At 55.5% G+C, this 25,486-nt stretch carries 25 protein-coding genes; 20 read left to right on the top strand and 5 right to left on the bottom strand.

The window, feature by feature from the left end:
• Positions 1-13: 13 nt before the first annotated feature.
• From rpoZ to ACF0H7_RS31145, 3 genes are all read right to left on the bottom strand, one after another.
• The gene (gene rpoZ / locus ACF0H7_RS31155) at positions 14-277 is read right to left on the bottom strand and encodes a DNA-directed RNA polymerase subunit omega (protein WP_002551500.1); all 264 of its coding nucleotides are present in this window, start codon (positions 275-277) and stop codon (positions 14-16) included.
• 148 nt (positions 278-425) lie between these two features.
• On the bottom strand, positions 426-1,046 hold the full coding sequence (gene gmk / locus ACF0H7_RS31150; protein WP_397450614.1) for a guanylate kinase: 621 nt from the start codon (positions 1,044-1,046) through the stop codon (positions 426-428).
• Positions 1,047-1,055: 9 nt separating this feature from the next.
• Entirely contained in the window at positions 1,056-1,919 is an 864-nt protein-coding gene (locus tag ACF0H7_RS31145; protein WP_397450613.1) for a YicC/YloC family endoribonuclease, read from the bottom strand.
• Between the two features lie 277 nt (positions 1,920-2,196).
• Here ACF0H7_RS31145 and rph point away from each other — a divergent pair, with 277 nt between their 5' ends.
• A complete protein-coding gene (gene rph / locus ACF0H7_RS31140) occupies positions 2,197-2,919 on the top strand; it encodes a ribonuclease PH (protein WP_397450612.1) in 723 nt (240 codons plus the stop codon).
• A gap of 45 nt (positions 2,920-2,964) precedes the next feature.
• Positions 2,965-3,333 (top strand): DUF4870 domain-containing protein, encoded by a 369-nt coding sequence (locus ACF0H7_RS31135; protein ID WP_397450611.1) that lies wholly within the window; start codon positions 2,965-2,967, stop codon positions 3,331-3,333.
• A gap of 150 nt (positions 3,334-3,483) precedes the next feature.
• Here ACF0H7_RS31135 and ACF0H7_RS31130 read toward each other — a convergent pair whose 3' ends face one another.
• Positions 3,484-4,263, bottom strand: coding sequence for an exodeoxyribonuclease III (locus ACF0H7_RS31130; RefSeq protein ID WP_029289816.1), 780 nt, complete (start codon positions 4,261-4,263; stop codon positions 3,484-3,486).
• An 82-nt stretch (positions 4,264-4,345) separates the two neighbouring features.
• On the opposite strand from ACF0H7_RS31130, the gene pyrE reads away from it, so the two are divergent.
• The 7 genes from pyrE to ACF0H7_RS31095 all read left to right on the top strand — a co-directional run bounded on the left by pyrE (position 4,346) and on the right by ACF0H7_RS31095 (position 11,196).
• Positions 4,346-4,987 carry an orotate phosphoribosyltransferase gene (gene pyrE, locus ACF0H7_RS31125; RefSeq protein ID WP_397450610.1) on the top strand — a complete coding sequence of 214 codons (642 nt, stop codon included), beginning with the start codon at positions 4,346-4,348 and terminating at the stop codon, positions 4,985-4,987.
• 13 nt (positions 4,988-5,000) lie between these two features.
• Positions 5,001-5,594: a DUF4124 domain-containing protein gene (locus ACF0H7_RS31120; protein ID WP_397450609.1), complete on the top strand. Its 594-nt coding sequence runs from the start codon at positions 5,001-5,003 to the stop codon at positions 5,592-5,594.
• A 520-nt stretch (positions 5,595-6,114) separates the two neighbouring features.
• Positions 6,115-6,600: an Hcp family type VI secretion system effector gene (locus ACF0H7_RS31115; RefSeq protein ID WP_397450608.1), complete on the top strand. Its 486-nt coding sequence runs from the start codon at positions 6,115-6,117 to the stop codon at positions 6,598-6,600.
• Positions 6,597-8,072, top strand: coding sequence for a hypothetical protein (locus tag ACF0H7_RS31110; RefSeq protein WP_397450607.1), 1,476 nt, complete (start codon positions 6,597-6,599; stop codon positions 8,070-8,072). Before ACF0H7_RS31115 ends, ACF0H7_RS31110 begins: the two co-directional genes overlap by 4 nt.
• A complete protein-coding gene (locus tag ACF0H7_RS31105; RefSeq protein ID WP_397450606.1) occupies positions 8,069-8,455 on the top strand; it encodes a hypothetical protein in 387 nt (128 codons plus the stop codon). The genes ACF0H7_RS31110 and ACF0H7_RS31105 overlap by 4 nt, the downstream gene beginning before the upstream one ends.
• A gap of 386 nt (positions 8,456-8,841) precedes the next feature.
• Entirely contained in the window at positions 8,842-9,228 is a 387-nt protein-coding gene (locus tag ACF0H7_RS31100) for a hypothetical protein (protein ID WP_397450605.1), read from the top strand.
• Between the two features lie 1,512 nt (positions 9,229-10,740).
• Positions 10,741-11,196: a hypothetical protein gene (locus tag ACF0H7_RS31095; RefSeq protein ID WP_397450604.1), complete on the top strand. Its 456-nt coding sequence runs from the start codon at positions 10,741-10,743 to the stop codon at positions 11,194-11,196.
• A 383-nt stretch (positions 11,197-11,579) separates the two neighbouring features.
• Here ACF0H7_RS31095 and ACF0H7_RS31090 read toward each other — a convergent pair whose 3' ends face one another.
• A complete protein-coding gene (locus ACF0H7_RS31090) occupies positions 11,580-12,098 on the bottom strand; it encodes an Hcp family type VI secretion system effector (RefSeq protein WP_397450603.1) in 519 nt (172 codons plus the stop codon).
• Positions 12,099-12,827: 729 nt separating this feature from the next.
• Between ACF0H7_RS31090 and tssA the strand changes: the two genes are divergently transcribed.
• The 11 genes from tssA (at position 12,828) to tssK (ending at position 25,483) form a co-directional block, all read left to right on the top strand.
• Positions 12,828-14,381 (top strand): type VI secretion system protein TssA, encoded by a 1,554-nt coding sequence (tssA, locus tag ACF0H7_RS31085; protein WP_397450602.1) that lies wholly within the window; start codon positions 12,828-12,830, stop codon positions 14,379-14,381.
• Positions 14,382-14,414: 33 nt separating this feature from the next.
• The gene (gene tssB / locus ACF0H7_RS31080) at positions 14,415-14,921 is read left to right on the top strand and encodes a type VI secretion system contractile sheath small subunit (RefSeq protein WP_397450601.1); all 507 of its coding nucleotides are present in this window, start codon (positions 14,415-14,417) and stop codon (positions 14,919-14,921) included.
• A gap of 28 nt (positions 14,922-14,949) precedes the next feature.
• Entirely contained in the window at positions 14,950-16,425 is a 1,476-nt protein-coding gene (gene tssC / locus ACF0H7_RS31075; protein ID WP_397450600.1) for a type VI secretion system contractile sheath large subunit, read from the top strand.
• Positions 16,426-16,439: 14 nt separating this feature from the next.
• Positions 16,440-16,847 (top strand): type VI secretion system baseplate subunit TssE, encoded by a 408-nt coding sequence (gene tssE / locus ACF0H7_RS31070; RefSeq protein WP_397450599.1) that lies wholly within the window; start codon positions 16,440-16,442, stop codon positions 16,845-16,847.
• Between the two features lie 114 nt (positions 16,848-16,961).
• Entirely contained in the window at positions 16,962-18,737 is a 1,776-nt protein-coding gene (gene tssF / locus ACF0H7_RS31065; RefSeq protein WP_397450598.1) for a type VI secretion system baseplate subunit TssF, read from the top strand.
• Positions 18,701-19,708 carry a type VI secretion system baseplate subunit TssG gene (tssG, locus tag ACF0H7_RS31060; RefSeq protein WP_397450597.1) on the top strand — a complete coding sequence of 336 codons (1,008 nt, stop codon included), beginning with the start codon at positions 18,701-18,703 and terminating at the stop codon, positions 19,706-19,708. The genes tssF and tssG overlap by 37 nt, the downstream gene beginning before the upstream one ends.
• Positions 19,709-19,720: 12 nt before the next feature.
• Positions 19,721-22,321 (top strand): type VI secretion system ATPase TssH, encoded by a 2,601-nt coding sequence (gene tssH, locus ACF0H7_RS31055; protein ID WP_397450596.1) that lies wholly within the window; start codon positions 19,721-19,723, stop codon positions 22,319-22,321.
• 49 nt (positions 22,322-22,370) lie between these two features.
• Positions 22,371-22,511, top strand: a complete 141-nt coding sequence (locus tag ACF0H7_RS31050; protein WP_397450595.1) for a type VI secretion protein — start codon at positions 22,371-22,373, stop codon at positions 22,509-22,511.
• 19 nt (positions 22,512-22,530) lie between these two features.
• A complete protein-coding gene (gene tagH, locus ACF0H7_RS31045) occupies positions 22,531-23,655 on the top strand; it encodes a type VI secretion system-associated FHA domain protein TagH (protein ID WP_397450594.1) in 1,125 nt (374 codons plus the stop codon).
• Positions 23,656-23,660: 5 nt separating this feature from the next.
• Entirely contained in the window at positions 23,661-24,149 is a 489-nt protein-coding gene (tssJ, locus tag ACF0H7_RS31040) for a type VI secretion system lipoprotein TssJ (RefSeq protein WP_397450593.1), read from the top strand.
• A gap of 2 nt (positions 24,150-24,151) precedes the next feature.
• Entirely contained in the window at positions 24,152-25,483 is a 1,332-nt protein-coding gene (gene tssK / locus ACF0H7_RS31035) for a type VI secretion system baseplate subunit TssK (protein ID WP_397450592.1), read from the top strand.
• The last annotated feature ends 3 nt before the right edge of the window (positions 25,484-25,486 follow it).

Raw genomic sequence — 25,486 nt, 5'->3', positions numbered from 1 at the left:
ACCAGGCATAGGCTTAGACGGCCTCGTTGGACTCGTCCTCAAACGCTGCAAACAATGGTTCATCTTCAACGATTTCGGCTTCGGCGATGACAGCATAATCCATCAGGCCAGCGGCGATTTCCCGCAGCGCCATAACGGTAGGCTTGTCGTTTTCCCACGCCAGCTTTGGTTCTTTGCCGCCGGTTGCCAGTTGACGGGCACGCTTGGTAGAGAGCATTACCAGCTCAAAGCGGTTGTCCACGTGTTCTAGGCAGTCTTCAACGGTTACGCGGGCCATGGGTATTCCTCGTAGCAAATGCAGTATGCGCGATGCCCGGTTGGGCGAGCGGACTTGGTAGTCTACAAGCTACAAGCGCCAAGCTTCAAGCTTCAAGCCACGAGCGGTAGGTATTTAGCGCGTGGCTTGTCCCCTGAATTCTGGTGCATCAGGCCAGTAATTGCGTCAACAGATCACTATGCAGCTCTTGCTGGTGCGGTTGACGTAGACGATTTGCGCGGAAAATTGCTTTCAAATCGTCCAGCGCGGTGGCGAAGTCATCATTGATCAAAATGTAGTCGTACTCCACGTAATGACTCATCTCGCTGACGGCTTCACGCATGCGGCCTTCGATGATGTCGTCGCTGTCCTGGCCACGGTTGGTCAGGCGCTGACGCAGTGCTTGCTGGGTCGGCGGCAAGATGAAAATCGAACGGGCTTGCGGCATCAACTTGCGCACCTGCTCGGCACCTTGCCAGTCGATTTCCAGAATCAGGTCATGACCTTCGTCGAGGGTTTGCTGCAGGCGGCTTTGCGAAGTGCCGTACAGGTTGCCGAAGACTTCGGCCTGTTCGAGGAAATCACCGTGCTCGATCATGCGCACGAATTCGGCGCGGTCGACGAAGTGGTAATTCACATCGTTGACTTCGCCAGGACGCATGGCGCGCGTGGTGTGCGAGACCGAAACGCGGATCTGCGGCTGGGCGTCGATCAGCGCTTTGACCAGGCTGGTTTTGCCTGCGCCAGAGGGTGCAGAGATGATGTACAGGGTGCCGGTGCTGTGGGTCATGTCGTTGCCTTACTCAATATTCTGCACTTGTTCACGCATCTGCTCGATCAACACCTTGAGGTTGACCGCAGCCTGGGTGCTGCGCGGGTCGAAGGCTTTAGAGCCCAATGTATTGGCTTCGCGATTGAGTTCCTGCATCAGGAAATCCAGACGTCGGCCAGCCTGGCCGCCGGTCTTCAATACGCGACGGACTTCAGTGACGTGGGTGCTCAAGCGGTCCAGTTCTTCGGCGACGTCGCTCTTTTGCGCGAGCAGCACCATTTCCTGTTCAAGGCGTTGCGGATCCAGTTCGGCCTTCATGTCGGCAAAGCGATCCAGGACCTTTTGACGCTGGGTCGCGAGCATTTGCGGTACGAGCACGCGCAGGGTGGCGACTTCGCTATTGATCGACACCAACCGTTCGTCTAGAAGTTTGGCCAGATCGGCCCCTTCACGGCCGCGACCGGCTTTCAGCTCGTCCAGCGCGTCGTTAAACAGCGCCAGGGCATCGTTGTTCAGCGCTTGCGGGTCGCTGGCGTCGGCCACCAGAACGCCGGGCCAGGCCAGCACTTCCAGCGGATTGAGCGGTGCGGGCTGTTTGATCAAGCTGGCAACAATTTCCGCCGCCGCGACCAATTGCGCAGCGCGCTCGCGGTCGACTTGCAGGGGCTTTCCGGTGGTTTCCTCGGTGAAGCGCAAGGTGCATTCAACCTTGCCGCGCGACAAACCCTGACGCAGCGCTTCGCGGACGGCGCCTTCCAGATCGCGAAAAGATTCCGGCAGTCGCAGGTGCGGCTCAAGATAGCGGTGGTTGACCGAGCGCAGTTCCCAGCTCAGGGTGCCCTGGGTGCCCGCCCGTTCGACGCGGGCGAAGGCTGTCATGCTGTGCACCATGGGAAATACCTCTTGGTTCAGACGGGTGAGACTGCCGTGGGCGATGAGTTGCCCTGCTACTGAATGTTATTAAAGACCGACAGGCTGCGAAGGCGCAGGATTGTAGCGCAGTGCAGCGGATGCTCCCAATCCGGCGATGCAACAAGGTGCTGCCAGCGGTCGATTCCAGGCCTGTCAGCAGGGCTCGATCTGACCGGTAACTTTTTAGAGGTGCCCAGGCCGGGTTGTGACCACTATAATGCTCGGCAGATTTCAGTCCCAGTACAGGTATTCCCAAATGAAACGTCCAAGTGGTCGCGCTGCCGATCAGCTCCGCTCGATCCGCATCACCCGCAACTACACCAAACACGCCGAGGGGTCTGTACTGGTCGAGTTCGGTGACACCAAAGTCATCTGCACGGTCAGCGTCGAAAACGGCGTGCCGCGCTTCCTTAAAGGTCAGGGCCAAGGCTGGTTGACGGCCGAGTACGGCATGCTGCCGCGTGCCACCGGCGAGCGCAACCAGCGCGAAGCCAGTCGTGGCAAGCAAGGCGGTCGCACTCTGGAAATCCAGCGTCTGATCGGCCGCTCGCTACGGGCGGCGCTGGACATGTCCAAGCTGGGCGACGTCACCCTGTACGTCGATTGCGATGTGATCCAGGCTGACGGCGGTACCCGCACAGCTTCCATTACTGGCGCCATGGTTGCGCTGGTCGACGCACTGAAAGTCATCAAAAAGCGTGGCGGCCTCAAGGGCGGCGATCCGTTGAAGCAGATGATTGCCGCTGTTTCGGTCGGTATGTATCAGGGTGAGCCAGTGCTCGACCTCGACTACCTGGAAGATTCGGCCGCCGAGACTGACCTCAACGTAGTCATGACCAGCACCGGTGGTTTCATTGAAGTTCAGGGCACAGCCGAAGGCGCGCCGTTCCAGCCGGAAGAGCTGAACGCGATGCTGGCCCTGGCCAACAAAGGCATGACCGAGCTGTTCGAACTGCAACAGGCTGCACTGGCTGACTGATCTCTGCTATAGCTTCAGTCATCGACTTTGCTAAGGAAGAGCCTCATGAGTGACAGCCAGCCACCGCTTCCGACGCCTGCTGCCAATATTCGGCAGTGGGCGATGTTCTGTCACTTGTCGGCTTTTTTCGGTCTGGTGTTCCCATTCGGCAATCTGCTGGGGCCGCTGGTGATCTGGCAGGCGAAGAAAGAGACTGATCCGTACATTGATGAGCAAGGCAAGGAAGCGCTGAATTTCCAGATCACCGTGAGCATTGCGGCGATGATCTGTCTGCTGTTAATGGTGGTGATCATTGGCTTCCCGCTGCTGATCGCGCTCGGCGTAGGCGCGGCGGCGTTGACGGTCATTGCCGGGATCAAGGCCAATGACGGTATTGTTTACCGGTATCCGTTTACCTGGCGGTTGATCAAGTAGAACGCGGGATTTTGTAGGAGCTGGCTTGCCAGCGATAAGCTTGACGCGGCGTGTCAGGTACATCGACATCGCGGGCAAGCCCACTCCTACAGGGCTCAACAGATGCAAAAAAGCCGACACGAAGTCGGCTTTTTTGTGGGCGGCGGGACGTCAGATGGTCAACGTCCAGTCGTAATCCACGATCAAGGGTGCGTGCTGCGAGAAGCGTGGCTGACGTGGCAGGCGCGCGCTGCGTACAAAGCGGCGCAGGCCCGGGGTCAGCAACTGATAGTCGAAACGCCAGCCGAGATTAAGCATCTCTGCCTGTTCGTTATCCGGCCACCAGCTGTACTGGTCACCTTCGCGACTGACTTCACGCAAGGCATCGACATAGCCCATATTGCCGACAATCTCGTCCATCCAGGCACGTTCAGGCGCCAGGAAGCCCGGAGATTGCTGGCTGTCGCGCCAGTTCTTGATGTCAAGCTTCTGCTGCGCCACGTACAACGAGCCGCAGTAGATGTATTCACGACGCTTACGCCGTTGCTTGTCCAGGTAACGCGCAAAGTCGTCCATGAGCTTGAACTTCTGGTTCAAGTCTTCATCGCCGTTCATCCCCGAAGGAAGCAGCAAGGTCGCAATACTGACCTTGTCGAAATCTGCCTGCAGATAGCGCCCGTAGCGGTCGGCCGTTTCAAAGCCCAGCCCACTGATAACCGCCTTTGGCTGCAACCGCGAGTAAAGCGCCACACCACCTTGGGCAGGGACTTCAGCATCGCAGGCATAAAGGAAGTAGCCATCCAGTTGGAAGGCTGGGTCGTCCAGTTCAAAGGCGGAGGCGCGGGTGTCCTGTAGACAGATGACGTCGGCATTCTGAGCTTGCAGCCAACTGAGCAAACCACGCTCGACTGCGGCCTGAATGCCATTTACGTTCACACTGATGATCCGCATAAATGGCCCCAAAAATCACGTGCGTGTATGATACCCGAGCTCTACCTAATTAGCTAAATCCGTGGTATTCGGGGCTTTTTTCATGCATGCGTATCAGCGCGATTTCATTCGTTTTGCCATCGAGCGTGGGGTTTTGCGCTTCGGTGAGTTCACTCTGAAATCTGGACGGACCAGTCCATATTTCTTCAATGCCGGCCTGTTCAACAGCGGTGCCGCCTTGGCGCAACTGGGGCGTTTCTACGCTTCGGCCGTGGTTGAAAGCGGGATTTCCTTCGATGTCCTGTTCGGGCCAGCGTACAAGGGTATTCCCCTGGCGGCCGCGACCGCCGTGGCGTTGGCGGAACAGCATCAGGTCGACACACCCTGGTGTTTCAACCGCAAAGAAGCCAAGGCTCACGGCGAAGGCGGCAGCCTGGTCGGCGCGCCGTTGGCCGGTAATGTGTTGATCATCGACGACGTGATCACCGCCGGCACGGCAATCCGGGAGGTGATGCAGATCATTAATGCCCAGGGCGCAAAAGCGGCCGGTGTGTTGATCGCCTTGAACCGTCAGGAACGCGGCAACGGTGAGCTGTCGGCGATACAGGAAGTCGAACGCGACTTCGGCATCCCGGTCGTCAGCATCGTTTCCCTGACTCAGGTTCTGCAATTCCTGGCCGATGATCCTCAATTGAAGCAGCACTTGCCTGCTGTCGAAGCGTACCGGGCGCAATACGGAATCTGAGGAAGCGGGGCCTATGCTCAAGCTGAGCGTTGTTGGGTTGTTGTTGGCGATGAACCTGGCGGCAGCGAACGCTGCCGAGGTGAAGGCGCCGATCCTGTTCTATCGCTATGTCGACGACAAAGGCGGAATCGTTCTGGACCGCCAGGGCGTACCGCCGGAGTACGTCGGCAAAGGCTATCAGGTGCTCAACGAGCGCGGACGGGTGCTGCAAGTCATACCGCCGGCACCCACCGCGGCCGAGATCCAGCGTCAACATGCCGACAAAGCTCAGGCCGAAGCCAACGCGCAACTGCTGCATCAATACAGCAGCGTCGAAGACGTCGACCGCGCCAAGGCCCGCAAACTGGCCGAACTGGACTCACTGATCGCAGTCGCGCAAGGCAACCTGCAAAACCTCAGCGCGCAGCAAAATACCCTTCAAGGGCAAGCGGCGGATCAGGAACGTGCAGGCCGCCCGGTACCACAGACATTGCTCGACCAGATGAGCAGCGTGCGTGACAACCAGAGCCATATAAAGGCTGAGATTGCGCATGATCAGGAGATGCGGGTTCAAGTTGAGGCCGGGTTTGCTGCAGATAGGGCGCGGGTTCAGCAGTTGTTGCGTTGAATCGTTTTTGACGTACCTATAGTAATGCCCGCAATCCCGTGTTTAGCCCTAAACCTAACGTTGCGTTAGCTCTGCGGCCGCCAGCTCAGACGTCAACCCAGACAGGGGCTCTCCCTCTTTCCAACCAAGATCTGCAATCGCGGTTGGACACGCATAGGACGCTGAAAAGCCGGTCTTGCGCGGGCGAGCTCACGCCATTGTGCTGAGCCACCAGGTTACACGTTCAATCAGATCAGCGACATTCTTGCCGTGACGCATGAAGCGATGGGCCTGTGGCTCAATGCGCGCGGGAGGAGCAAGCGTTGGAGGAGTTGCGTGATAACCCTCACCTCGGTCGGAATTACGCAGCGCTTGGACTCTCCGTACACCTGCGAACAAATCTTTGATATGAGGGGCGCTTAAATCTGACGCTTACCCAAGCAAGAATTTGTTTTATCGCCCAATTTTCAGAAACGTCCTACAACCTAGCTTTGCCTCTGGACAATAAACTACGCCGCTCACGGAAAAAGGAGCGGCACCAATGGCTAATAACGCATTCATGACCCTGACCGGCAAATCACAAGGGCTGATTTCAGCGGGCTGTTCAACTCTGGAGTCCATCAGCAACAAATATCAGTCCGACCATACCGACGAAATAATGGTGCTGTCTTGGGACCACCGCCTATTCAATAATTGGAGTAAGACCCGGCCAACGCATGAGCCCATTGTTGTCAGCAAATATTCCGACAAGTCCACGCCGCTATTGGCTCAAGCACTCTCAAACCGTGAAGAAATAGACGGCAAGATTGACTTCTATCGAGTGTCACCCTCTGGCACGCAGGAGAATTTTCTCTCCATCTCGTTCAAGGGCGGAATTATCGTTGAGCAGACGTTTAGTATGCCCCACGTCCTGTTACACGCGGGTGGTGAACATGAAGAGCAGCTTGCCATTCGCTACCGCGAAATTACCTGGCGCAACCACATAGCCAAAACCAGCGGCTACAGCTTCTGGGGTGAAGAAGGATGAACCCCAACCGCTATGACATTTGGGATATGTACAGCGCCGCCGGAAAACTACAGGGACAAGCACAATCCCTGAGTGCTCGACACCTTGAGTTCGGTATTCCGCGCATACGCTTCAATCGCGAAGTGGCTTATTACATAAAGCGGATTGCCGACGACGTCGAACAAGGCCATAAAACTGTCGAGCAAGGCATAGAGGCCCTGCTGCAAGAACAAAGCGACCTGTTGCTGCAATCCAAAGCCATCGCGCATACAACCCCGACCGTCATGCCTGCGGAGGTCCAACGCATCCCCGCCTATAAACTCATCCAATCCCGGCCCCAACGTGACCCTCACCGCCTGTTGCGCTATCTCCATGCTCAACAGTTGAGAACCCCTGAACAGCAGGCGCTGAGCATGACCAGCCTCGCACGCCAGCCTGCTCCGGTCCCGTTATTCAAGTATGCCGCCGGGGAATACCCGAAACCCGTCGAGTTAAACGAGCCAGGGTTCTATATCGTCCCCAAGAGCACCACAGCGGAGAAGCTCGAGGCCGAGCTCTTCACCTCACCCACGCCTGCCATCATCGCCAAATACAGGACACTCAACCCCGGCCTGGATCAGGTCAAGGCCGGCCAACTGATCGTGCTCAGCGATCCCGAGAACTACGACTACCAATGCACTCAAGCCGAAGCGCAACTGATGGACGCGGCCTACAAGGTGGAAAAGGCATTAGAGGATCTAACGCCGGAAGAAGCCGACTTTTTGGCCGACCACCGTGCTGAAATTGAAACCATGCTCACCCATGGTTCCACTGCGATAGGCATTGGAACGGCGATGTTCAGCAAACATCTGGCCAATGTGAAAGAGCTACTGGTGAACATCGAGGACATGCATAACCGCCAGATGAATCAACACGGCCACCTGCGCTCAGAGGCGTTCTTTGCCGAGCGTAAACAGCTTTTTACTCAGCTAAATAGCCAACTCAATGGGTTGACCAAAAAAGCACTCGGCATCCCCGATCATCCAAAGTTGAAAACTGCCTTGGGTATCTCCAGTCGCAGAATGGTGCATCGTAGAGGAAGAGCCGGTGGCCGGAATATGAACCCCGGCTATGCCACTTACCTAGACAACGTGGCCAAGGCTTCCAAGGTTATCCAATACGGCGGCTGGGTCGGGACGGCTATGGGGGGCGTTGCGTCGTATATGAAGGTGCAGGATGTGTGTACGGCGGGGGATAGTGAGGCGTGTAAGAAGGTGAAATATACCGAGGGTGGGGGGTTTATGGGGGGGGTTGGAGGTGGGGTTGCTGCTGGCATAGGTATGGGGGCTGTTGGGACTACCGGTATCTGTCTCGCCCTCGGGGTACCTACTTTAGGGGCCGGAACACTTGTGTGCGGCATATTGGTGGTCGGAGGCGTTTCCTTTACAGCGGGAGCTCTCGGAGGAAAATTTGGTGAGGTGGCAGGCGAACTAATTTATGAGCGTACTAGATGAGTCAGTATACGGCAGACACCATTTTCCTCTGTATCGCTATTATCGACTTTGGAGGTATATTCATTTGCATTGGTATTGGGCTATATCTTGCTTATGCCAAGATGGAGATGATGCTGAGTCATTTAAAGAACTGTCCCGCCATTATGATTCGCGTATTCTTAATATACACAGGCCCGTGGGGGCGTTTGTATGTGCTGGGATTAATAATGGGACTAATGGTTATCCCTGGTGGATTTCTCCGGGATGGGGGGGCAAGCGCAGAAGATCTGAAGAATTTTCCTGCCAGTCTTAAATACAAATTGGCCTTTCTACTCAAAACTATCTGGGGGCTGCTTGTGGTAATGTGCGGAGGGGCAGCATATGCGACGTTCGGTCGTGGTTAGCTCTTCGGGTAAACGACCTTTTCAGAAGGTTCACCTCGTTGACCAAAAAGGCCTCGGAATCCCTGAACATCCAAAGTTGAAAACTGCCTTGGGTATCTCAAGTCACAACATGGTCCATCGTAGAGGAAGTGCTGGTGGCCGGAATATGAACCCCGGCTATGCCACTTACCTAGACACGTGGCCAAGCCTTCCAAGGTTATCCAGTCCGGCGGATGGGTCGGGACGGCTATGGGGGGCGTTGCGTCGTATATGAAGGTGCAGGATGTGTGTACGGGGAAAATAAATCAGTCACCTTTTTGGTCTGTCACCTTTTTGGTCTTTGCGGCGGGGGCTGCCGTCGGAAAAATTGGTGAAATGACAGGTGAGTTAGTTTACGAAGGTACCAAATGAGCCTTGGGATCTCGCAAAAAATTTTCCTCTGCGTGAGCTTGACAAGCTTTGGTGGTCTATTCGTTTGTATTGGGGTTGCGCTGCATCTTGCTTACACCAAAATGGATATGATGCTGGAATACCTGAAAAACTGTCCTGCCGTTATAAATCGTATACTTTTCTTAAGGTCGGGCCCTTGGGGGAGGCTATTTGTGCTCGGCGGAATAATTGGTGTTCTTCTCTTGCCTCGTCCTTACCTCCGCGATGGCGGGGCCAATGCTGAGGATTTGAAAAATTTCCCTGCCGATCTCAAACGAAAATTAATTATGCTGCACTGGGCCTGCACAACCTTTCTATTGATTTTACTAGGTCTTTACCCTGTGGTTGAGTTTGGCCTTGTCTAGCCATGGGAGGCGAACCCAATTTTTTCCCTGCAAGAAATTTCTGCTGCAAGAAGTAAAGAAGTTGCACACGTGCACTTGGGCGCAACACGGCCACCTGCGCTCAGCGGGGTTCCTTGCCAAACGCAAACAGCTGTTCGTTCAACTGAATAGCCAACTCGATCCGTTGACCAAAAAAGGCCTCGGCATCCCCGATCATCCAAAACTGAAAACTGCCTTGGGTATCTCCAGTCGCAGAATGGTCCATCGCAGAGGAAGAGCCGGCGGTCGTAATATGAACCCCGGCTATGCCACTCACCTAGAAAAAGCCGCAACGATTTCCAAGTATGTGCAATACGGCGGTTGGTTCGGGACGGCTGTGGGGGGCGTGGCGTCGTATATGAAGGTGCAGGATGTGTGTACGGCTGGAAGTAGTGAAGAGTGTAAGAGGGTGAAATATACCGAGGCTGGGGGGTTTATTGGGGGGGTGGAGGTGGAGTTGCCGCCGGAGCGGCTTTGGGCGTTGTGGGGACTACCGGTATCTGTCTTGCTCTTGGGGTGCCTACTTTGGGAGCAGGAACCCTTGTGTGCGGCATCTTGGTAGTTGGAGGGGTTTCATTTGGAGCCGGTGTTCTTGGAGGGGCTTTAGGTGAAGGTATGGGCGAAATTATTTACGAGCGCACTAAGTGAGCCAGTATACGGCTGACACTATTTTTCTCTATATCGGCTTAATCGATATCGGAGGTTTGTTCGTCTGGATTGGCATAACATTGCATCTCGCGTACACAAAGATGGACAAAATATTATATCACTTGAAAAACTGTCCTGCCATTATGCTCCGTAAGTGCTTACTAGATGCAGGTCCTTGGGGGCGGCTGCATGTAATCGGAATAATAATGGGTCTAATGGTAATGCCTTATTTTTTCCTCCGCGATGGCGGCGCCGTCGCTAAAGATTTAGATAGCTTCCCGGCTGATCTCAAACGAAAATTGGTAGTTCTACAATGGGCAGGCTGGGTACTGCTTTTGGTAATGTGCGGCGGGGCAGCATACGCCAAGTTTGGTCGTGGCTAGTTACTCGGGTAAATGGCAGTTTTTTTAAAACCTTCGCAGTCAAAAAATAGGCCTCGGCATCCCCAATCATCCAAAACTGAAAACTGCCTTGGGTATCTCCAGTCGCAGAATGGTCCATCGCAGAGGAAGAGCCGGTGGCCGGCATATGAACCCCGGCTATGCCACTCACTTAGAAAAGGTTGCCCAGGTTTCCAAGTACGTTCTGGTGAAAAGGGGACTGAAAAGGGGACTTGAAAAGGGGGCTGATTTATTTTTTGACTCTAAAATAAATCAGTCTCTTTTTAGGTTGTTTTAAGCTGGGTTGCGTGGGTAGGATTTTCGGTACTGATACTTTTAATGATAGGACTCCAGTTCGCATAGAAAATAATTTAGATGGCGTATTTTCAGCCCCTCATATCTTTGTGAATGAAAATTATTACTTAAATCGATCTAGCAGAGGTGCGTTATGTGTGGTGACCTACAGGTGAAGTGGAGTGCTCAAGATGAGGATCTTTCGGGCAAAATTGAAGTGCAAGGATTTGAAGCGCAGTATGCCGAGTATTTGAAGCGTCACCGCAATCCCTTCCGGTTTTTATTTTTTGTAGGTTGGCCTATTCTCGGGGTGGGTTTTTTAACCATGCTTTTTGGGAAGTCAGCCATAGTGGTGAATATTTTCTCGGGGTCTAGTTTATTTCAGCTGATTCAGCTTCATCCTGTTCTGGTTGGAAATATCGGCCTGTTTGTGCTTTTTATAGCCGCTTGGCTAGATGTGTCAGCAAGCATTGGCCTTTGCCCAGCAGAGTATTTTTGTGAATACATTGACTGGGCTCCCATTGATGAGGCGATACCGATGCGAGCTTGGAGCATCTACTATCTAGGTGGCAGTTCTTTTTATGTCTATTGGGAAGAGGAGGAGCCTGAGACAGGTTCAGGTGAATAAAGCCTGGATGTACGCCGGGGACAATGTTTTAGTGAGCGATGGGCCGGGAAAATGGGGGCAGATTTGACCTTGGCGGATTAATCGGAGTACTTCTCATGCTCCGCCCCTACCATCCGTGATGGCAGGGGAGTGCCGAGGATTAAAAAATTTCCTCACCAAACTCAAACCAAAAACCATTATTTTACAGTGGGCCGGTTGGGAGTTTGAACTTTTAGTTTTTGTCTATATGCAGCAGTTGAGCTTGGTTTTGTTTAATTACTGCGTAAAATCGCAGTTATGTGTAACCGTGCTGTAAACTGTTACCGCTGAGCCGTAATAAGTCTACGTCTATGACGAAACAGCACCGGCCAAAAATGTGGCCGATGCTGTTGTCTCGGGCTGTCTTAGCCGGCGACAGGCTTACGCCAGTCATCACTACCAGAGGTGCTTGCAACTACGTGATCCCACTGGATCGCACGGTAGCTGAAGTACACATCTTCCAAATGAGTGAAGTGTGACTGTTGCGGGTCCTGGCAATTCGGCATCCGCGAATTAACCTCAATGATAATCGCATCAGTCAGTTTGATGGTGTAGTAGTGCTCCTGTTTACCCTCAGCAGAAGTGCGGTACCACTTGAGGGTGCAGGTGGTCAGCATCTCACCTTGGGTCAGGGCGTTGAATATTAGCGGAGACGACCTGTCGAACACCTTTGTGATCATCAGTGGATGGTGAACGCGCTGACCCGTTGGTTGGCCAGACTGTGGGTCACGCGGGATGATGATTTGGTGCTGGAACGCCTGCACCAGAATTTCGTTTTCATGGCCCTCTTGGTAAATGTTACCGACGGAGTCCTTGGTAAAGGCGTTCTCGGTGATGAGACCTTGAGTTTTTCCCTCGATAGTGAGGTAGGCGGGTGTTGGCATGTTGCTCTCCTTTGCTTGCTTTGAAATGTATTGCATAAGCGGAGTCAGGGTGACTCATCGCTCGAATGGTTTAAGCCGTCAATTTTTGCTATTCAAACGTACCAATATGTTTCGGTGTTTGATTTCGCAGAGGGCATAAACTGCCGCGCAACTCTGAGCGATGTTTTTAAATATATATATAGTCCGATTCCGACTGTGTCTGTAGGAGTTTTCTGAGAGAGTTGAGGGAGTAAGTATATGGGGTGTTTTCCGCTGTCGCCACGGGCTGTCATATCGGCAGCTCATCACATTTTTATTAAAATATGTGTATCGGTTATTGCGCAAAATAATTGGGTGGGGCTAGTATTGCTGCCGTTGAACGGGCTGGTGGGTGAAGAGTTGCCTGTGCAGTTTAAGACGCAATGCTTGATTGAATCGGTCTTGTTTGTAGCTAAACAGCCAATCGAATTACTAATAATCGTTCAAGACAGCTGATTGTTTCCATATCAGGTGTTTTGCCAGGTCAGGCTGTCTGCCAAATCTGTTGTGAGCCTATAGAGGCGAGAGCAGAAGCCTAAAATTGTTGCCTGTTTTGACATAAAGACTGTGGGTATAGCTGCTAGCCAGCAGCGGAGATATACGTGCGTGGCTGAAGGCCTGTGAAGTTGCCTCACTGTTGCGAAAACACGTCTTTATTTTGCGGTAACGCCTTGGATGCTTTTCTTGATACTCACGTGAAGACCCGGAACGATGTCACTAGCTAAGCCCCGAAAACACTATCTGGAACTTGCTCGAACTCCGATTTCCAAAGAGACGTTCGCCGGCGAGGACGTTCGCTTTACGCCCGAGTTCGAAGCGTTGGAAGACGAGTTGTCCAAAGCTCAGTCCCTGCATGACACGGGGCGGATTGATTGGCAGTGGGTTCAGGAAAACAGCGAGCTCATTTTGCGCACCTCGTCCAAGGATTTGCGTGTGGCGTCGATGTTGGCCTGGGCCTTGTACCAAACCCAGGCGTTTCCCGGTCTGGTGGCGGGTATCTGCCTGATTCAGCAGCTTTGTGAGCACCACTGGGCTGAGGTACATCCTGCCAAATTCAGGACCCGAGCAGCCACCATCAATTGGTTGATCACTCGGGTGGATAAGGTGTTGGACGGCAACGTTGCGGTTAAGGAGCAACTGGATCTATTCCGACAGTTGGGCACCGACCTGGAGTGTCTGGATGGCACCTTGATCGAGCATCTAGCGGCGGATGCGCCGTTGTTATTGCCGCTGTGCAGGCGGCTGGCGGGCATGCTGAAGCGCGCCGCTGAAAACCAGCCCGAACAGGGGCCGGTAGAGACGGTGGTTGCTCAGGTCAAGCAAGCCGCGACACAGTGGCTAAGCAACACGCAGATCATCGACAACGAAAAAGACGCGCACAAAGCGTTGCGGGCACAGCAAGACAACGCGCGCCCGTTGTGTGCCTGGTGGTTGCGACAGAAGGCCACAGACCCGCGGCCACTGGGGCTTAATCGAACCTTATTGTGGTTGGCTGTCGAGACTATCCCTGAAAGCAACAGCGAGGGTATTACCACCTTGCGTGGGCTGCCCGTAGACAAAGTGACGCGTTATCAGGAGCAGTTCGAGCAAGGCCAATACGCCGATTTGTTGCTGGACGCTGAAGCCAGCCTCGCCAGTTCGGCCTTCTGGTTGGATGGCCAGCGCCTCGTCTGGGAGTGCCTGCAGGCGTTGAACGCTGACGCTGCGAAGCGTGAAGTGGAGATGCATTTCGCGCTGTTACTTCAGCGACTGCCCGGGATCGTCGAGTTGCGTTTTCACGATGGCCTGCCATTCGCCGACGCAGCGACCCGCAGTTGGATCAGCGCCCACGTGATGCCGCATCTGCAAACGTCCAGCGCACCGCGTAAGGAACTGCCTGCCGGGGCTACGCCCGTCTGGGACGAGGCGCTGCAAAACGCTTTGCCGATTTTGCGCAAAGAAGGCCTCAAGGCTGCCGTTCAACAGCTCAAGCAAGGCATGCAAAACGCCCAAGGTGGGCGTGCGCGTTTTTTCTGGCAACTGAACCTCGCTCAGCTGTGTTATCAGGCCAAGAAATACGAGCTGGCCAAGACCCAGCTCGAGACCCTCGACCAGCAGTTACAGGATTCAGGTCTTCATGCCTGGGAGCCTGACCTTGCATTGCAGGTACTGCAACTTCTGCACACCTGTTGCGAGTTACTGCCGCAAAGCCAAGTGGTGCGCGAGCGCAAAGACAATATTTTTCAACGGCTGTGTTACCTCGATCTCGAAGTCGCACTGCCCTAGGCCCTCGGGTCATCACCGCAAAGGAGAAAAACCATGGCCAAAGAAGGCTCGGCAGCCCCTAAGGAACGCATCAACGTCACCTTTAAGCCGGCGACAGGCAACGCTCAGGAAGAGAAAGAACTGCCGCTGAAATTGATGGTGTTGGGCGATTTCACCCATCAATTGGATGAGCGCAAGGTCGAGGATCGCAAGCCCGTCAGCATCGACAAGAACAACTTCGACGACGTGCTGGCCAATCAAGACCTCAAGTTGACCCTGAGTGTTCCGAATCGGCTTCAGGGGGAGGGCGGTAGTGATGAGTTAGCGATCAATCTCAACATAGGTTCGATGAAGGGTTTCAATCCGGCCAGTTTGGTCGAGCAGGTGCCGGAGCTGAAGAAACTGATGGAGTTACGCGATGCATTGGTGGCGCTCAAAGGGCCGCTAGGTAACGCCCCTGCGTTTCGTAAGGCCATCGAGGGCGTGCTCGAAGATGAAGAGTCACGGGGTCGGGTTTTGAGCGAGCTGAACATGATTGCTGGCACCAAGCCTGACGCTTGAGCCTTCATCCGCAAAGGAAGCTGAGATTATGAGTACTAAAGCTGCACAGCAAAAAAACACTGAAACGACAGCCAGCGGTCTGCTTGATCAAATCATTGCCGAGACCAACCTGAGCCCGACCGAAGAATCCTATGCCATTGCCAAGCGCGGCGTGGCGGCTTTTATCGAAGAACTGCTGAAGCCGAAAAACAAAGGCGAGCCGGTCAAAAAAGCGGCAGTTGATCGCATGATCGCCGAGATCGACGCCAAGCTCAGTCAGCAAATAGACCAGATTCTGCATCACGCTGATTTCCAGGCGTTGGAGTCTTCGTGGCGGGGTCTGAAGCTGCTGGTAGATCGCACAAACTTTCGTGAGAACACCAAAATCGAAATCCTGAGCGTCTCTAAACAAGACCTGCTGGACGATTTCGAAGACTCACCGGAAGTCACGCAATCGGGTCTGTACAAACACATCTACACCGCGGAATACGGGCAGTTTGGTGGCGAGCCAGTGGCAGCGATCATCGCAAACTACTTCTTCTCGCCGAGCTCGCCTGACGTTAAAACCATGCAGTACGTTTCCAGCATTGCTTGCATGGCGCATGCGCCGTTTATTGCGGCGGCAGGTCCGAATTTCTTCGGTCTGGACAGCTTTACCGGCCTGCCTGACATGAAGGATCTCAAGGACCATTTTGAGGGGCCGCAGTTTGCTAAATGGCGGAGCTTCCGCGAAAGCGAAGACGCGCGTTATGTCGGTCTGACGATGCCTCGCTTCCTGCTGCGTAACCCCTACGACCCCGAAGAGAATCCGGTGAAAACTTTCGCTTACCGGGAGAACGTTGCTAATAGCCACGAGCATTATTTGTGGGGCAACACGGCTTACACCTTCGCGACCCGGTTGACTGACAGTTTTGCCAAATTTCGCTGGTGTCCGAACATCATCGGCCCGCAAAGCGGTGGTGCAGTAGAAGACTTGCCATTGCACCACTTCCATAGCATGGGTGAAATCGAGACCAAGATCCCGACGGAGGTTCTGGTTTCTGATCGGCGCGAATATGAATTGGCCGAAGAGGGCTTCATTGCGCTGACCATGCGCAAGGGTAGCGACAACGCAGCGTTCTTCTCTGCCAACTCGGTCCAAAAACCGAAGTCCTTCGGGATCGGCGAAGAAGGTAAGGATTCAGAGCTCAATTACAAGCTCGCCACCCAACTGCCTTACTTGTTTATCGTCAACCGTCTCGCGCATTACCTGAAGGTACTGCAACGCGAACAGCTGGGGTCGTGGAAAGAGCGCACCGACCTGGAGCGGGAGTTGAACACTTGGATTAGCCAATATGTCGCCGACCAAGACAACCCGAATGCTGATGTGCGGGGCCGCCGTCCGTTGCGCGCTGCTGAGATCAAGGTCAGTGATGTGGCGGGTGAGCCGGGCTGGTATCGAATCAACCTGAATGTTCGCCCGCACTTCAAATACATGGGCGCGGATTTCACCTTGTCGCTGGTCGGCAAGTTGGACAAAGAGTGATCAGGGTTTAACTCATGACGGCATACGGCAGCCTTTTCGAACGCCTTGGTGGCGAGACCAATAAGCGAAGCAAGTCGAATCGCGAAGCAGCCACTCGGGCTTCGGTGGCTGCCCACTTGGCAAAAATGCTGAGTACCCGTGCGGGCAGCGTTCAGACGCTGCCCGATTACGGGTTGCCTGATCTGAACAACATGAACATGAGCCTGCACGATGCCTTGATCTCGGCGCGTGATGCCATTCAGAACTTTATTGTGGCCTACGAGCCACGCCTGTCTCGAGTGTCCGTCAGCTCGCAACCCAACGACAAAGATCCGCTGCGTCTGGCTTTTGACATCGACGCTTTGGTTGAGGCTAACGGGGTCAAGCAGCCGATGAGGTTCTCCGCAGTCTTGAACAGTGGCGGACAGGTCGGGGTCGAGTAGCAACGCCCAGACACCTCTCAGTAGCAAACATGTTTCACGTGGAACGTTTTCCAAGTGGGCGTCATTCGCGTCCGCAACAAATCATCACACCATCGTCGTCCAGGAAGGTCGCCCGTGTCTTTTAATCAGTATTACCAAAGCGAACTGAATGCGTTGCGTCAGTTGGGCGGTGTTTTCGCTGAGCGTAATCCAGCGCTGGCGCACTTCATTGGTCAGAGTGGAAGCGACCCCGATGTAGAGCGGCTGCTGGAGGGGTTCGCCTTCCTCACCGGCCGCTTGCGGCAAAGGCTCGACGATGGCTTGCCAGAGCTGACGCAGTCATTGATGTATCTGTTGTGGCCCAACTACATGCGCCCGCTGCCAGCGTTCAGCATGCTGCAGTTCGATCCGCTGCAGCAGGCCCAACCGGCTTTGAGCATCGGACGTCATGCACAGGTGAGCAGCCGGGCGATTCAAGGTGTGCCGTGTGGTTTCAGGACTTGTTATGCAACGGAAGTGTTGCCGCTGCAACTGAGCGAGTTGCGCTATGCGGAAAACGGCGATGGTGCATACCTCACCCTGCGCCTGACGATGACCTGCGATGGGCATCTTGGCCAGCTGGAATTAAGCCGCTTGCGTTTACATTTCGCAGAAGATTCTTATATCAGGCAGACGCTTTACCTCAGCTTGTTGCGTCATCTGGACAGCATTGAAGTGACCGTGCTGGATGACGCCGGTTTGTTATTGCGAAGTGAGGGCGGTCAGGAACTTTCGTTCAAACTACCCGCCGACCGCGTCCAACCCGTCGGTTTTGCCGAAGACGAAGCGCTGATTCCGTACCCGCTGAACACCTTTCGCGGCTACCGCTACCTGCAGGAGTATTTCGCGTTCCAGGAAAAGTTTTTGTTCGTCGATGTTTCCGGACTGGACGTTCTGGGTGGCTTGTCCGAGGAAACGCTGAAGCGGGCGCGCAGTGTAGATTTACGTTTCTCTATCAATAAAAACAGCATGCAACGTCAGCGCCCGACGTTGGCAAACGTAAAGTTGTATTGCACGCCCATTGTCAATTTGTCTCGAAAAGACGTCTCACCGATCCGGCTCGAAGGCAGGGACGACGAATATCTTTTACTGCCAGATGAAAGAAATCGCAGCGGCTATGGTGTGTTCTCGGTCGACCGTGTTGCCTCCGGGCCGGACGAAGAACCCTTTGTGCTCTTTGAGTCTTTCGAGCATGACGCCAGTTTCGACGTGCTGAATGCGCGCCCCCATTACAGCATTAGACAACGTCAATCGTTAAGCCATGACGGCCTTGATACCTATCTGAGCTTTGGTGGCAATAAGCTCAAAGACGGAGAAACGATCTCCATCGAAGCCACTTGCACCAATCAGAATTTGCCGCGCCAGCTAAAAATCGGAGACATCACCGAGCGTGGCCCGGATATGCCAGAGACTGTCCGCTTCCGCAACATCAGCATACCCACGACCAGCTATGCACCGCCGTTGAATGGCGACTACCTGTGGAAAGTGATCAGCAATATGTCGCTGAACTACGTGTCCCTGGCCAACGTCAACGCGCTCAAGGTGATTCTCGAAACCTACGACCTGCCGCGCTACTACGACCAAAAGGCGCGCAACGTCAGCAAAAACCTCCTTGATGGAATGAAGTCCATCAGCCATCAAGCTGTCGATCGCCTACACCGCGGGCTACCCGTCCGCGGCATCCGCACGGAGCTGGAAATAGACCCGCAGAAGTACATCGGTGAAGGTGATTTATTCCTCTTCGCCACTGTGCTCAATGAGTTCTTCGCGCTCTACGCCAGCCTCAACTCGTATCACGAGCTACACGTGAAAAGCACACAGGGAGAGGTGTACCAATGGACACCACGAATGGGTCAGCAGCCCCTGCTTTAAACGCATTGAGCCTGGCGATACGCGAGTATTCGATCTACCAGGCCGTGCCGCTGATCATGGAGCGGTTGCGTGAATCCAACACTGACTTGGACGACGAGCAGCTCTATGATCTCGTGGAGTTTCAAGCCAATCCATGTTTCGGATTCCCCAGCAGCGACATCGAAAGCCTGCAGGTGTTTGAAGAGCACGGGCGGGTTCGCGCGCGCCTGCGAATCAACTCGGTCAACTTGATTGGCGCGGGTTCTCCACTGCCTGTGTTCTACGGCGAGCAGGCATTAGGCGATAGCCCGGACGGCAATACCACACGCGATTTTCTCGACCTGTTTCACCATCGCCTGCAACGTCTGCTGCTGCCGATCTGGCGCAAATACCGCTATCACGCCCGTTTTGAAGGAACGGCGAAGGACCCTTTTTCGGCGCAGATATTTGCCCTGATCGGACTTGGCAGCAGCGAGATTCGCGAAACCAAGGAACTGAACTGGAACCGACTGTTGCCCTATTTGGGCCTACTCAGCCTTCGTGCGCATTCAGCAGCGCTGATCGAATCCGTGCTGCGTTACTACTTCAAGCACGCCGAGCTGGTGATCGAACAATGCGTCGAGCGTCTGGTGGAGATCCGCCAGGAGCAACGCAATCGCTTGGGAGCCGCCAATAGCCGACTCGGCGAGGACCTGGTGCTCGGTCATCAAGTGCGTGATCGCAGCAGCAAATTCCGCATCCACATACGCGAACTGGACTGGCAGCGCTTCCATGACTTCTTGCCCATTGGCACTGGCTATCAGCCGCTGTGCGCGCTGGTGCGTTTCACCCTGCGTGACCCGCTCGACTACGACATCCGCCTGGTGCTGCGCCACGAAGAAATTCATGAGCTGCGCCTCGACGTACAGAACGCCTGCCGTCTTGGCTGGACCAGTTGGCTGGGACGCGAACGCGCCGACGGCATCGTCACCCTCGGCAGCAAAACTCACTAAGGACGCTCGAGAATGATCAACGTAGATCTGCAACAACTTATCCAGGCGCTGGACGCAGATACCCGTCGCGACCTTGAAGGTTCCGCCGAACGCTGTGTGGCCCGGGGCGGCAGCAAAATTCTGGTCGAAGACCTGTTGTTGGCGCTGCTTGAACGACCACAAGGCTTGCTGACGCGAGCACTACTGGACGTGGAGGTCGATGCGGGTGAACTGGCGGCGGCACTGCAACCGCGAATCGAACACAGTGCTTCGCGCAACCCAGTGTTTGCACCGGAATTGGTGCAGTGGCTGCAAGACGCGTTACTGGTCGCCAATCTGGAATTGGGCCAAAGCCAAGTGGAGCAAGCGGCGTTGATTCTGGCGTTGCTGCGCAACCCGATGCGTTACGCGGGCAGCCGTTACCAAGCGCTTTTAGCCAAGCTTGATAGCGACCGTTTGCGGGACTTTGCTCTATCCGAAAAGGCCCAACCTGAGGCCGGAAAACCTCCCGCGTCCGGCGAGTCGCTACTGGCACGCTTCACACACAACCTCACGCAACAAGCCCGTGAAGGCAAGCTCGACCCGGTGTTGTGTCGCGACGGCGCGATCCGGCAGATGATCGATATCCTTGCTCGTCGCCGCAAAAACAACCCGATTGTTGTCGGTGAAGCGGGCGTCGGCAAAACCGCCATTGTTGAAGGTCTGGCCTTACGCATAGCAAGTGGCGAGGTTCCCCAGGCGCTCAAAGGTGTCGAATTACTGTCGCTGGACATGGGTTTGCTGCAAGCCGGCGCGAGCGTCAAAGGTGAGTTCGAGCGTCGGCTCAAAGGTGTGATCGACGAAGTCAAAGCGTCGCCAAAACCCATCACGTTGTTTATCGACGAAGCCCATACCTTGATCGGTGCGGGAGGCAATGCGGGAGGCTCGGACGCCGCCAACTTGCTCAAGCCGGCATTGGCGCGTGGCGAGTTGCGCACCATCGCCGCGACCACCTGGGCCGAATACAAAAAATACTTCGAGAAAGACCCGGCGCTGGCGCGACGCTTCCAGCCGGTGCAGTTACACGAACCGACGGTCAGCGAAGCCATCACCATCCTGCGCGGCCTCGCGCCGATTTATGAAAAGAGCCACGGCATTTATCTGCGTGACGATGCCGTGGTGGCTGCGGCCGAACTCTCGGCGCGCTACCTGTCGGGACGCTTGCTGCCGGACAAGGCCGTCGATGTGCTCGACACCGCCTGCGCTCGCGTGCGCATCAGCCTGGCCGCAGCGCCCGAGAGCCTGGAAAAGGTGCGCAACGAATTGGCTGAGGGTGGTCGCCAGTGTCAGGCATTGCGCCGCGATGCAGAGGCCGGTTTAGCCATCGATCGAGAGGTGCTGCAAACACTTGAAAGTCGTCTGGCAGAGGCCGAACACGAACAGCAAACGCTGGAAAAGTCCTGGGTCGAACAACGCCAACTGGCCGAGCGCCTGCTTGATCTGCGCCAGCAATTGGTCCTGACACGCTGTGCTGAAAACGACGAAGCCACGGACGACTCGACACCGAGCGTGGCGGACCTCGAAGCCGAGCTGAACACCACGCACAATCAATTGACCGAGGCGCAGGCCGTCCAGCGTCTGGTGAGTTTCGAGGTTTGCCCACGTCAAGTGGCCGAAGTGATCAGTGCCTGGACTGGCGTGCCCCTCGCGCAATTGGCGCGCGAACACAATGCCAGAGTCGCCAGTTTCGCCACTGATCTACGTGCGCGAATTCGTGGCCAGGAGCAAGCCGTTCATGCGCTGGACCGTTCGATGCGCGCCACCGCTGCCGGCCTGAACAAACCCGACGCGCCTGTGGGCGTCTTCCTGCTGGTCGGCCCCAGCGGTGTCGGCAAGACCGAAACCGCGTTGGTACTGGCTGATCTTCTGTATGGCGGCGAACGTTTTATCACCACCATCAACATGTCCGAGTTCCAGGAAAAACACACCGTCTCGCGCTTGATCGGCGCACCGCCGGGTTATGTCGGTTACGGCGAAGGCGGCATGCTCACCGAAGCGGTAAGGCAAAAACCCTATTCGGTGGTGCTACTCGACGAAGTCGAAAAAGCCGATCCCGATGTGCTGAACCTGTTCTACCAGATCTTCGACAAGGGTATCGCTAATGACGGCGAAGGGCGGGAAATCGACTTTCGCAACACGCTGATCCTGATGACCTCCAACCTCGCCAGCGACCGCATCGACGCTCTTTGCCGCGATGAAAATCGACCTTCAGCCGAAGCGCTGGAAGAGGCCATTCGCCCTGTACTCAGCAAGCACTTCAAACCTGCATTACTGGCGCGGATGAGGGTCGTTCCTTACTACCCAGTCAGTGGCCCGGTACTGCGCGAACTGATTGAAATCAAACTGCAACGCTTGGCCGAGCGCCTGACCCGACGCAACCTGGCGTTCAGTCATTGCGAGACATTGGTCGACCACTTGGCCGAGCGCTGCAGCCAAAGCGACAGCGGTGCGCGCTTGATCGACTACCTGCTCGACACCCACGTATTGCCATTGATTGCCGACCGCTTGCTCGACGCGATGGCTGCCGGAGAAGTACTAAAGCGCGTGCATACCAGCCTCGACGAACACGGCGCCGTCGTGTGTGAGTTCGCCTGATGCCGATGCCAATCACCTGCCCGATTCGTTCACCCATGGAGACCTTCTGATGTTCGTTCGTCACTGGCCAGCCGTCCTGCTGGCGCTGCTCGTTACCTGCGGCCTCGGCGGCTGTAGCGGCAATTACAAATTCAACGACGACACCTATCGCCCCCTGGGTGACCCGCACGTGGTCAATCGCGGCAAGTGACCGCAAGGAGAGCTGTTTCATGGAATTGGTTTTGGAAATACTGAACACCGATCAATCGGCTGCTGGTCAGACGAACCGCAAGGTCTTTGACGAAGGCGGTGGGTCGATTGGCCGCAAAGCGAGCTGTGGTTGGACCTTGCTCGATCCCGCACGTCTGGTGTCCGGTCTACACGCGAAGGTCAGCCACGAGAATGGCCGTTTTTGCCTGGAAGATGTCAGCACTAACGGTACTTGGCTCAAAGACCAAGGTGGGCGAGTGGGTAAGGGGCATCGCATCGAACACGGCGGTGTTTACGTGATGGGCAATTTCGAGATCCGTGCCCACATCGACGACGGCGCGCGGCCCGCTGCTGTGCCGGTCAACACCCAGGCAGCCAGGCACGAGTTCATTCCACCGGACCTTTTTGCCAAGCCGTTCCCACCTGCCGTTGAGCCGCAGCAGTGCGCCGATTATGCGCCCATCGACCGCGAACATATGGCCGTACCGACCCTGATACCGCCTCCGCCGCCCCCTGAACCGGCACCAGAACCCGCTCCGCCGATGAACCAAAGCGATGCATTCTGGCAGCAGTTCGGCCAAGCATTGGGCGTCGACCTTGACAGCCTCGATCAGCGCGGTCGCGAAGCCTTGGCAGTGAATGCCGCACGCCTGCTTAAACTGAGCATCGGCAGCCTGCAACAAAGCCTGCGCACCCGAACCGAACTGAAAAACGAACTGCGCCTGGCCCTGACCACCGCGCAATACACGCGGCAGAACCCACTCAAACACACCGCCAATGCCGCCGACGCGCTAAACAGTTTGTTGCTCGACCACTCCTCCGTACTGAGTGCCGAGCAGTCGATCCATCGCGCCTTCAACGATCTGCAAGCCCATCAAGTTGCCCTGCTTGGCGCCAGTCGCGCCGCCTTGCGCAGCACCCTCGAACACTTCGCGCCCGAACACATGGCCCTGCGTTTCGAACGTGATGGATACAAACCCTTGTTCGACACCGACGGCGGCCTTTGGCGCGCTTACGGGCGTTATCACCAGGCATTGGGCCGGGACGATGACTGGAGCGAGCGCCTGTTGGCCCGCGACTTCTCCCGTGCCTACGAAGAACAGGTGCGCCTGATCGACAGCCTTCACACCGACCCTCAAGGATGATGCCCATGTCCGCCTTCAAGACTTCCTGTTTCAAAACCCTGACGGTCGGTGCGCTGGTGCTCCTCGCAGGCTGCTCGACCCTGTCGCCGTACTCCAAGCTGACCAAACTGGACCTGAAACTCACCGCCAACGACCGCCTCAACCCCGACCTTCACGGCCGGCCATCGCCGATAGTCGTGCGCTTGATAGAACTGAAAAACCCCGTGGCCTTCGAGACCGTGGACTTCTTCAGCTTGTACGAACGCCCCAAAGATTCCCTCGCCCCAGACCTGGTCGCCAGCGAAGAACTCGAACTGCGCCCCGGCGAAACCATCTACCTCAAACTCAGCGTCGACAGCAACAGCCGCTACGTCGGCGTACTCGCCGCCTACCGCGACCTGCCGGAAACCAAATGGCGCTACGTCGTCCAGGTAACCCCCAACGAACGCACCCACGCCGAACTGCGCCTCGACCAGGCCGGCATCCATAACGCACTGACCCAGGCAGATGACTGACCATGAACGCTCATAAAGTCATATGGCGCGAAGGCATGCTCCTGCGCCCACAACATTTTCAGCACAACGACCGTTATCACGATCACCAGATGAAGACCCGGACGCAGTTGTTGGGGCGGTTTACGTGGGGGTTTCTGGAGCTGGAAATTGCTGAAGAACCGTTGAGAACCGGAAAACTTATCCTCAGCCGAGCGAGTGGAATCTTGCCCGATGGAAGTCTGTTCGACCTCACAGGGCGCGTTGAAGCGCTATCGGTGCAGGTGCCGCCCAATGTTGGCAAAACAGAGGTCTACCTCGCATTACCGCTGATGACGGGCAATTACATCGAGGCTAGGAGTGACGGAGACATCGACGTTTTGGCGCGCTACACAATCTACGACGCCAACATCGACGACTCAAATGCCGGCGAGGGCATTTCCAGCATTGTGCAATGCGGCCGCCCCGACCTGCGTCTAGTGCTCGGTGAACAGCAGAACGATCAGGTGTTTGTGAAGCTCAAGGTGGGTGAAATCATCGATTGCTCCGCGGATAAAGGCGTGGCGCTCAACAAACAGTATTACCCGACCTTTATCCATACCCACTCCTCCCAGTATCTGACGGGGCGTCTGGAAGAAGCGGCCTCGTTACTCGGTACTCGAGCTGTCGCGTTGGCCGAGCGGATCAGTTCAAACGGCAAAGCCGGTGGTTCCGAAGTCGGCGATTTCATGTTGCTGCAGTTGATGAACCGCACGCAGTTGGTGCTGATTCATTACCTGAAATTGCAGCAAGTCCATCCAGAAGAGTTGTTCCGCACGCTGCTGGCGTTGATCGGCGATCTGTCGACGTTCGCTAGCGGTAACAGGCGTCCCTCGTTGGAGCTCGAATACCTACATAGCGATCAAGGCACCAGCTTCAGCGCATTGATGATCGAGCTCAACACATTGATGTCGATGGTGCTGGAAGAACACGCCACCGCACTGCCTCTGACTGCTCACCAATATGGCGTCCAGGTGGCGGTGGTCGGGGATCACCAACACTTCGATACCTCGTCCTTTGTATTGGTGGCCGGCGCCGCGTGCAGTCCTGAAGACCTGCGTGCGCGCTTGATCAGCCACCTCAAGATCGGAACGGTGGAAACCATCCGTGATCTGGTCAACCTGCACCTCTCCGGCTTCAAGGTGCGAGCGCTGCCCGTTGCACCCAGGCAGATCGCATTTCACTCCAACAAAGCCTATTTCACCCTTGATCTCACGGCGCAAGACCTCGAGAAGCTCAAGGCTTCTGGTGGTTTTGCGTTTCATATGTCCGGGGAAATTTCCGGGCTTGGATTGGAATTCTGGGCGATTAGGAAGTGAGTG

The organism is Pseudomonas sp. NA-150 (genome assembly GCF_044336365.1).
Lineage (GTDB): Bacteria > Pseudomonadota > Gammaproteobacteria > Pseudomonadales > Pseudomonadaceae > Aquipseudomonas.
This window is presented reverse-complemented; position numbering and strand designations above follow the sequence as displayed.

Excerpts from the sequence above, each read along its gene's own strand:
- rpoZ (WP_002551500.1), bottom strand. The coding sequence starts at position 277 with ATGGCCCGCGTAACCGTTGAAGACTGCCTAGAACACGTGGACAACCGC.
- gmk (WP_397450614.1), bottom strand. The coding sequence starts at position 1,046 with ATGACCCACAGCACCGGCACCCTGTACATCATCTCTGCACCCTCTGGC.
- ACF0H7_RS31145 (WP_397450613.1), bottom strand. The coding sequence starts at position 1,919 with ATGGTGCACAGCATGACAGCCTTCGCCCGCGTCGAACGGGCGGGCACC.
- rph (WP_397450612.1), top strand. The coding sequence starts at position 2,197 with ATGAAACGTCCAAGTGGTCGCGCTGCCGATCAGCTCCGCTCGATCCGC.
- ACF0H7_RS31135 (WP_397450611.1), top strand. The coding sequence starts at position 2,965 with ATGAGTGACAGCCAGCCACCGCTTCCGACGCCTGCTGCCAATATTCGG.
- ACF0H7_RS31130 (WP_029289816.1), bottom strand. The coding sequence starts at position 4,263 with ATGCGGATCATCAGTGTGAACGTAAATGGCATTCAGGCCGCAGTCGAG.
- pyrE (WP_397450610.1), top strand. The coding sequence starts at position 4,346 with ATGCATGCGTATCAGCGCGATTTCATTCGTTTTGCCATCGAGCGTGGG.
- ACF0H7_RS31120 (WP_397450609.1), top strand. The coding sequence starts at position 5,001 with ATGCTCAAGCTGAGCGTTGTTGGGTTGTTGTTGGCGATGAACCTGGCG.
- ACF0H7_RS31115 (WP_397450608.1), top strand. The coding sequence starts at position 6,115 with ATGGCTAATAACGCATTCATGACCCTGACCGGCAAATCACAAGGGCTG.
- ACF0H7_RS31110 (WP_397450607.1), top strand. The coding sequence starts at position 6,597 with ATGAACCCCAACCGCTATGACATTTGGGATATGTACAGCGCCGCCGGA.
- ACF0H7_RS31105 (WP_397450606.1), top strand. The coding sequence starts at position 8,069 with ATGAGTCAGTATACGGCAGACACCATTTTCCTCTGTATCGCTATTATC.
- ACF0H7_RS31100 (WP_397450605.1), top strand. The coding sequence starts at position 8,842 with ATGAGCCTTGGGATCTCGCAAAAAATTTTCCTCTGCGTGAGCTTGACA.
- ACF0H7_RS31090 (WP_397450603.1), bottom strand. The coding sequence starts at position 12,098 with ATGCCAACACCCGCCTACCTCACTATCGAGGGAAAAACTCAAGGTCTC.
- tssA (WP_397450602.1), top strand. The coding sequence starts at position 12,828 with ATGTCACTAGCTAAGCCCCGAAAACACTATCTGGAACTTGCTCGAACT.
- tssB (WP_397450601.1), top strand. The coding sequence starts at position 14,415 with ATGGCCAAAGAAGGCTCGGCAGCCCCTAAGGAACGCATCAACGTCACC.
- tssC (WP_397450600.1), top strand. The coding sequence starts at position 14,950 with ATGAGTACTAAAGCTGCACAGCAAAAAAACACTGAAACGACAGCCAGC.
- tssE (WP_397450599.1), top strand. The coding sequence starts at position 16,440 with ATGACGGCATACGGCAGCCTTTTCGAACGCCTTGGTGGCGAGACCAAT.
- tssG (WP_397450597.1), top strand. The coding sequence starts at position 18,701 with ATGGACACCACGAATGGGTCAGCAGCCCCTGCTTTAAACGCATTGAGC.
- tssH (WP_397450596.1), top strand. The coding sequence starts at position 19,721 with ATGATCAACGTAGATCTGCAACAACTTATCCAGGCGCTGGACGCAGAT.
- ACF0H7_RS31050 (WP_397450595.1), top strand. The coding sequence starts at position 22,371 with ATGTTCGTTCGTCACTGGCCAGCCGTCCTGCTGGCGCTGCTCGTTACC.
- tagH (WP_397450594.1), top strand. The coding sequence starts at position 22,531 with ATGGAATTGGTTTTGGAAATACTGAACACCGATCAATCGGCTGCTGGT.
- tssJ (WP_397450593.1), top strand. The coding sequence starts at position 23,661 with ATGTCCGCCTTCAAGACTTCCTGTTTCAAAACCCTGACGGTCGGTGCG.
- tssK (WP_397450592.1), top strand. The coding sequence starts at position 24,152 with ATGAACGCTCATAAAGTCATATGGCGCGAAGGCATGCTCCTGCGCCCA.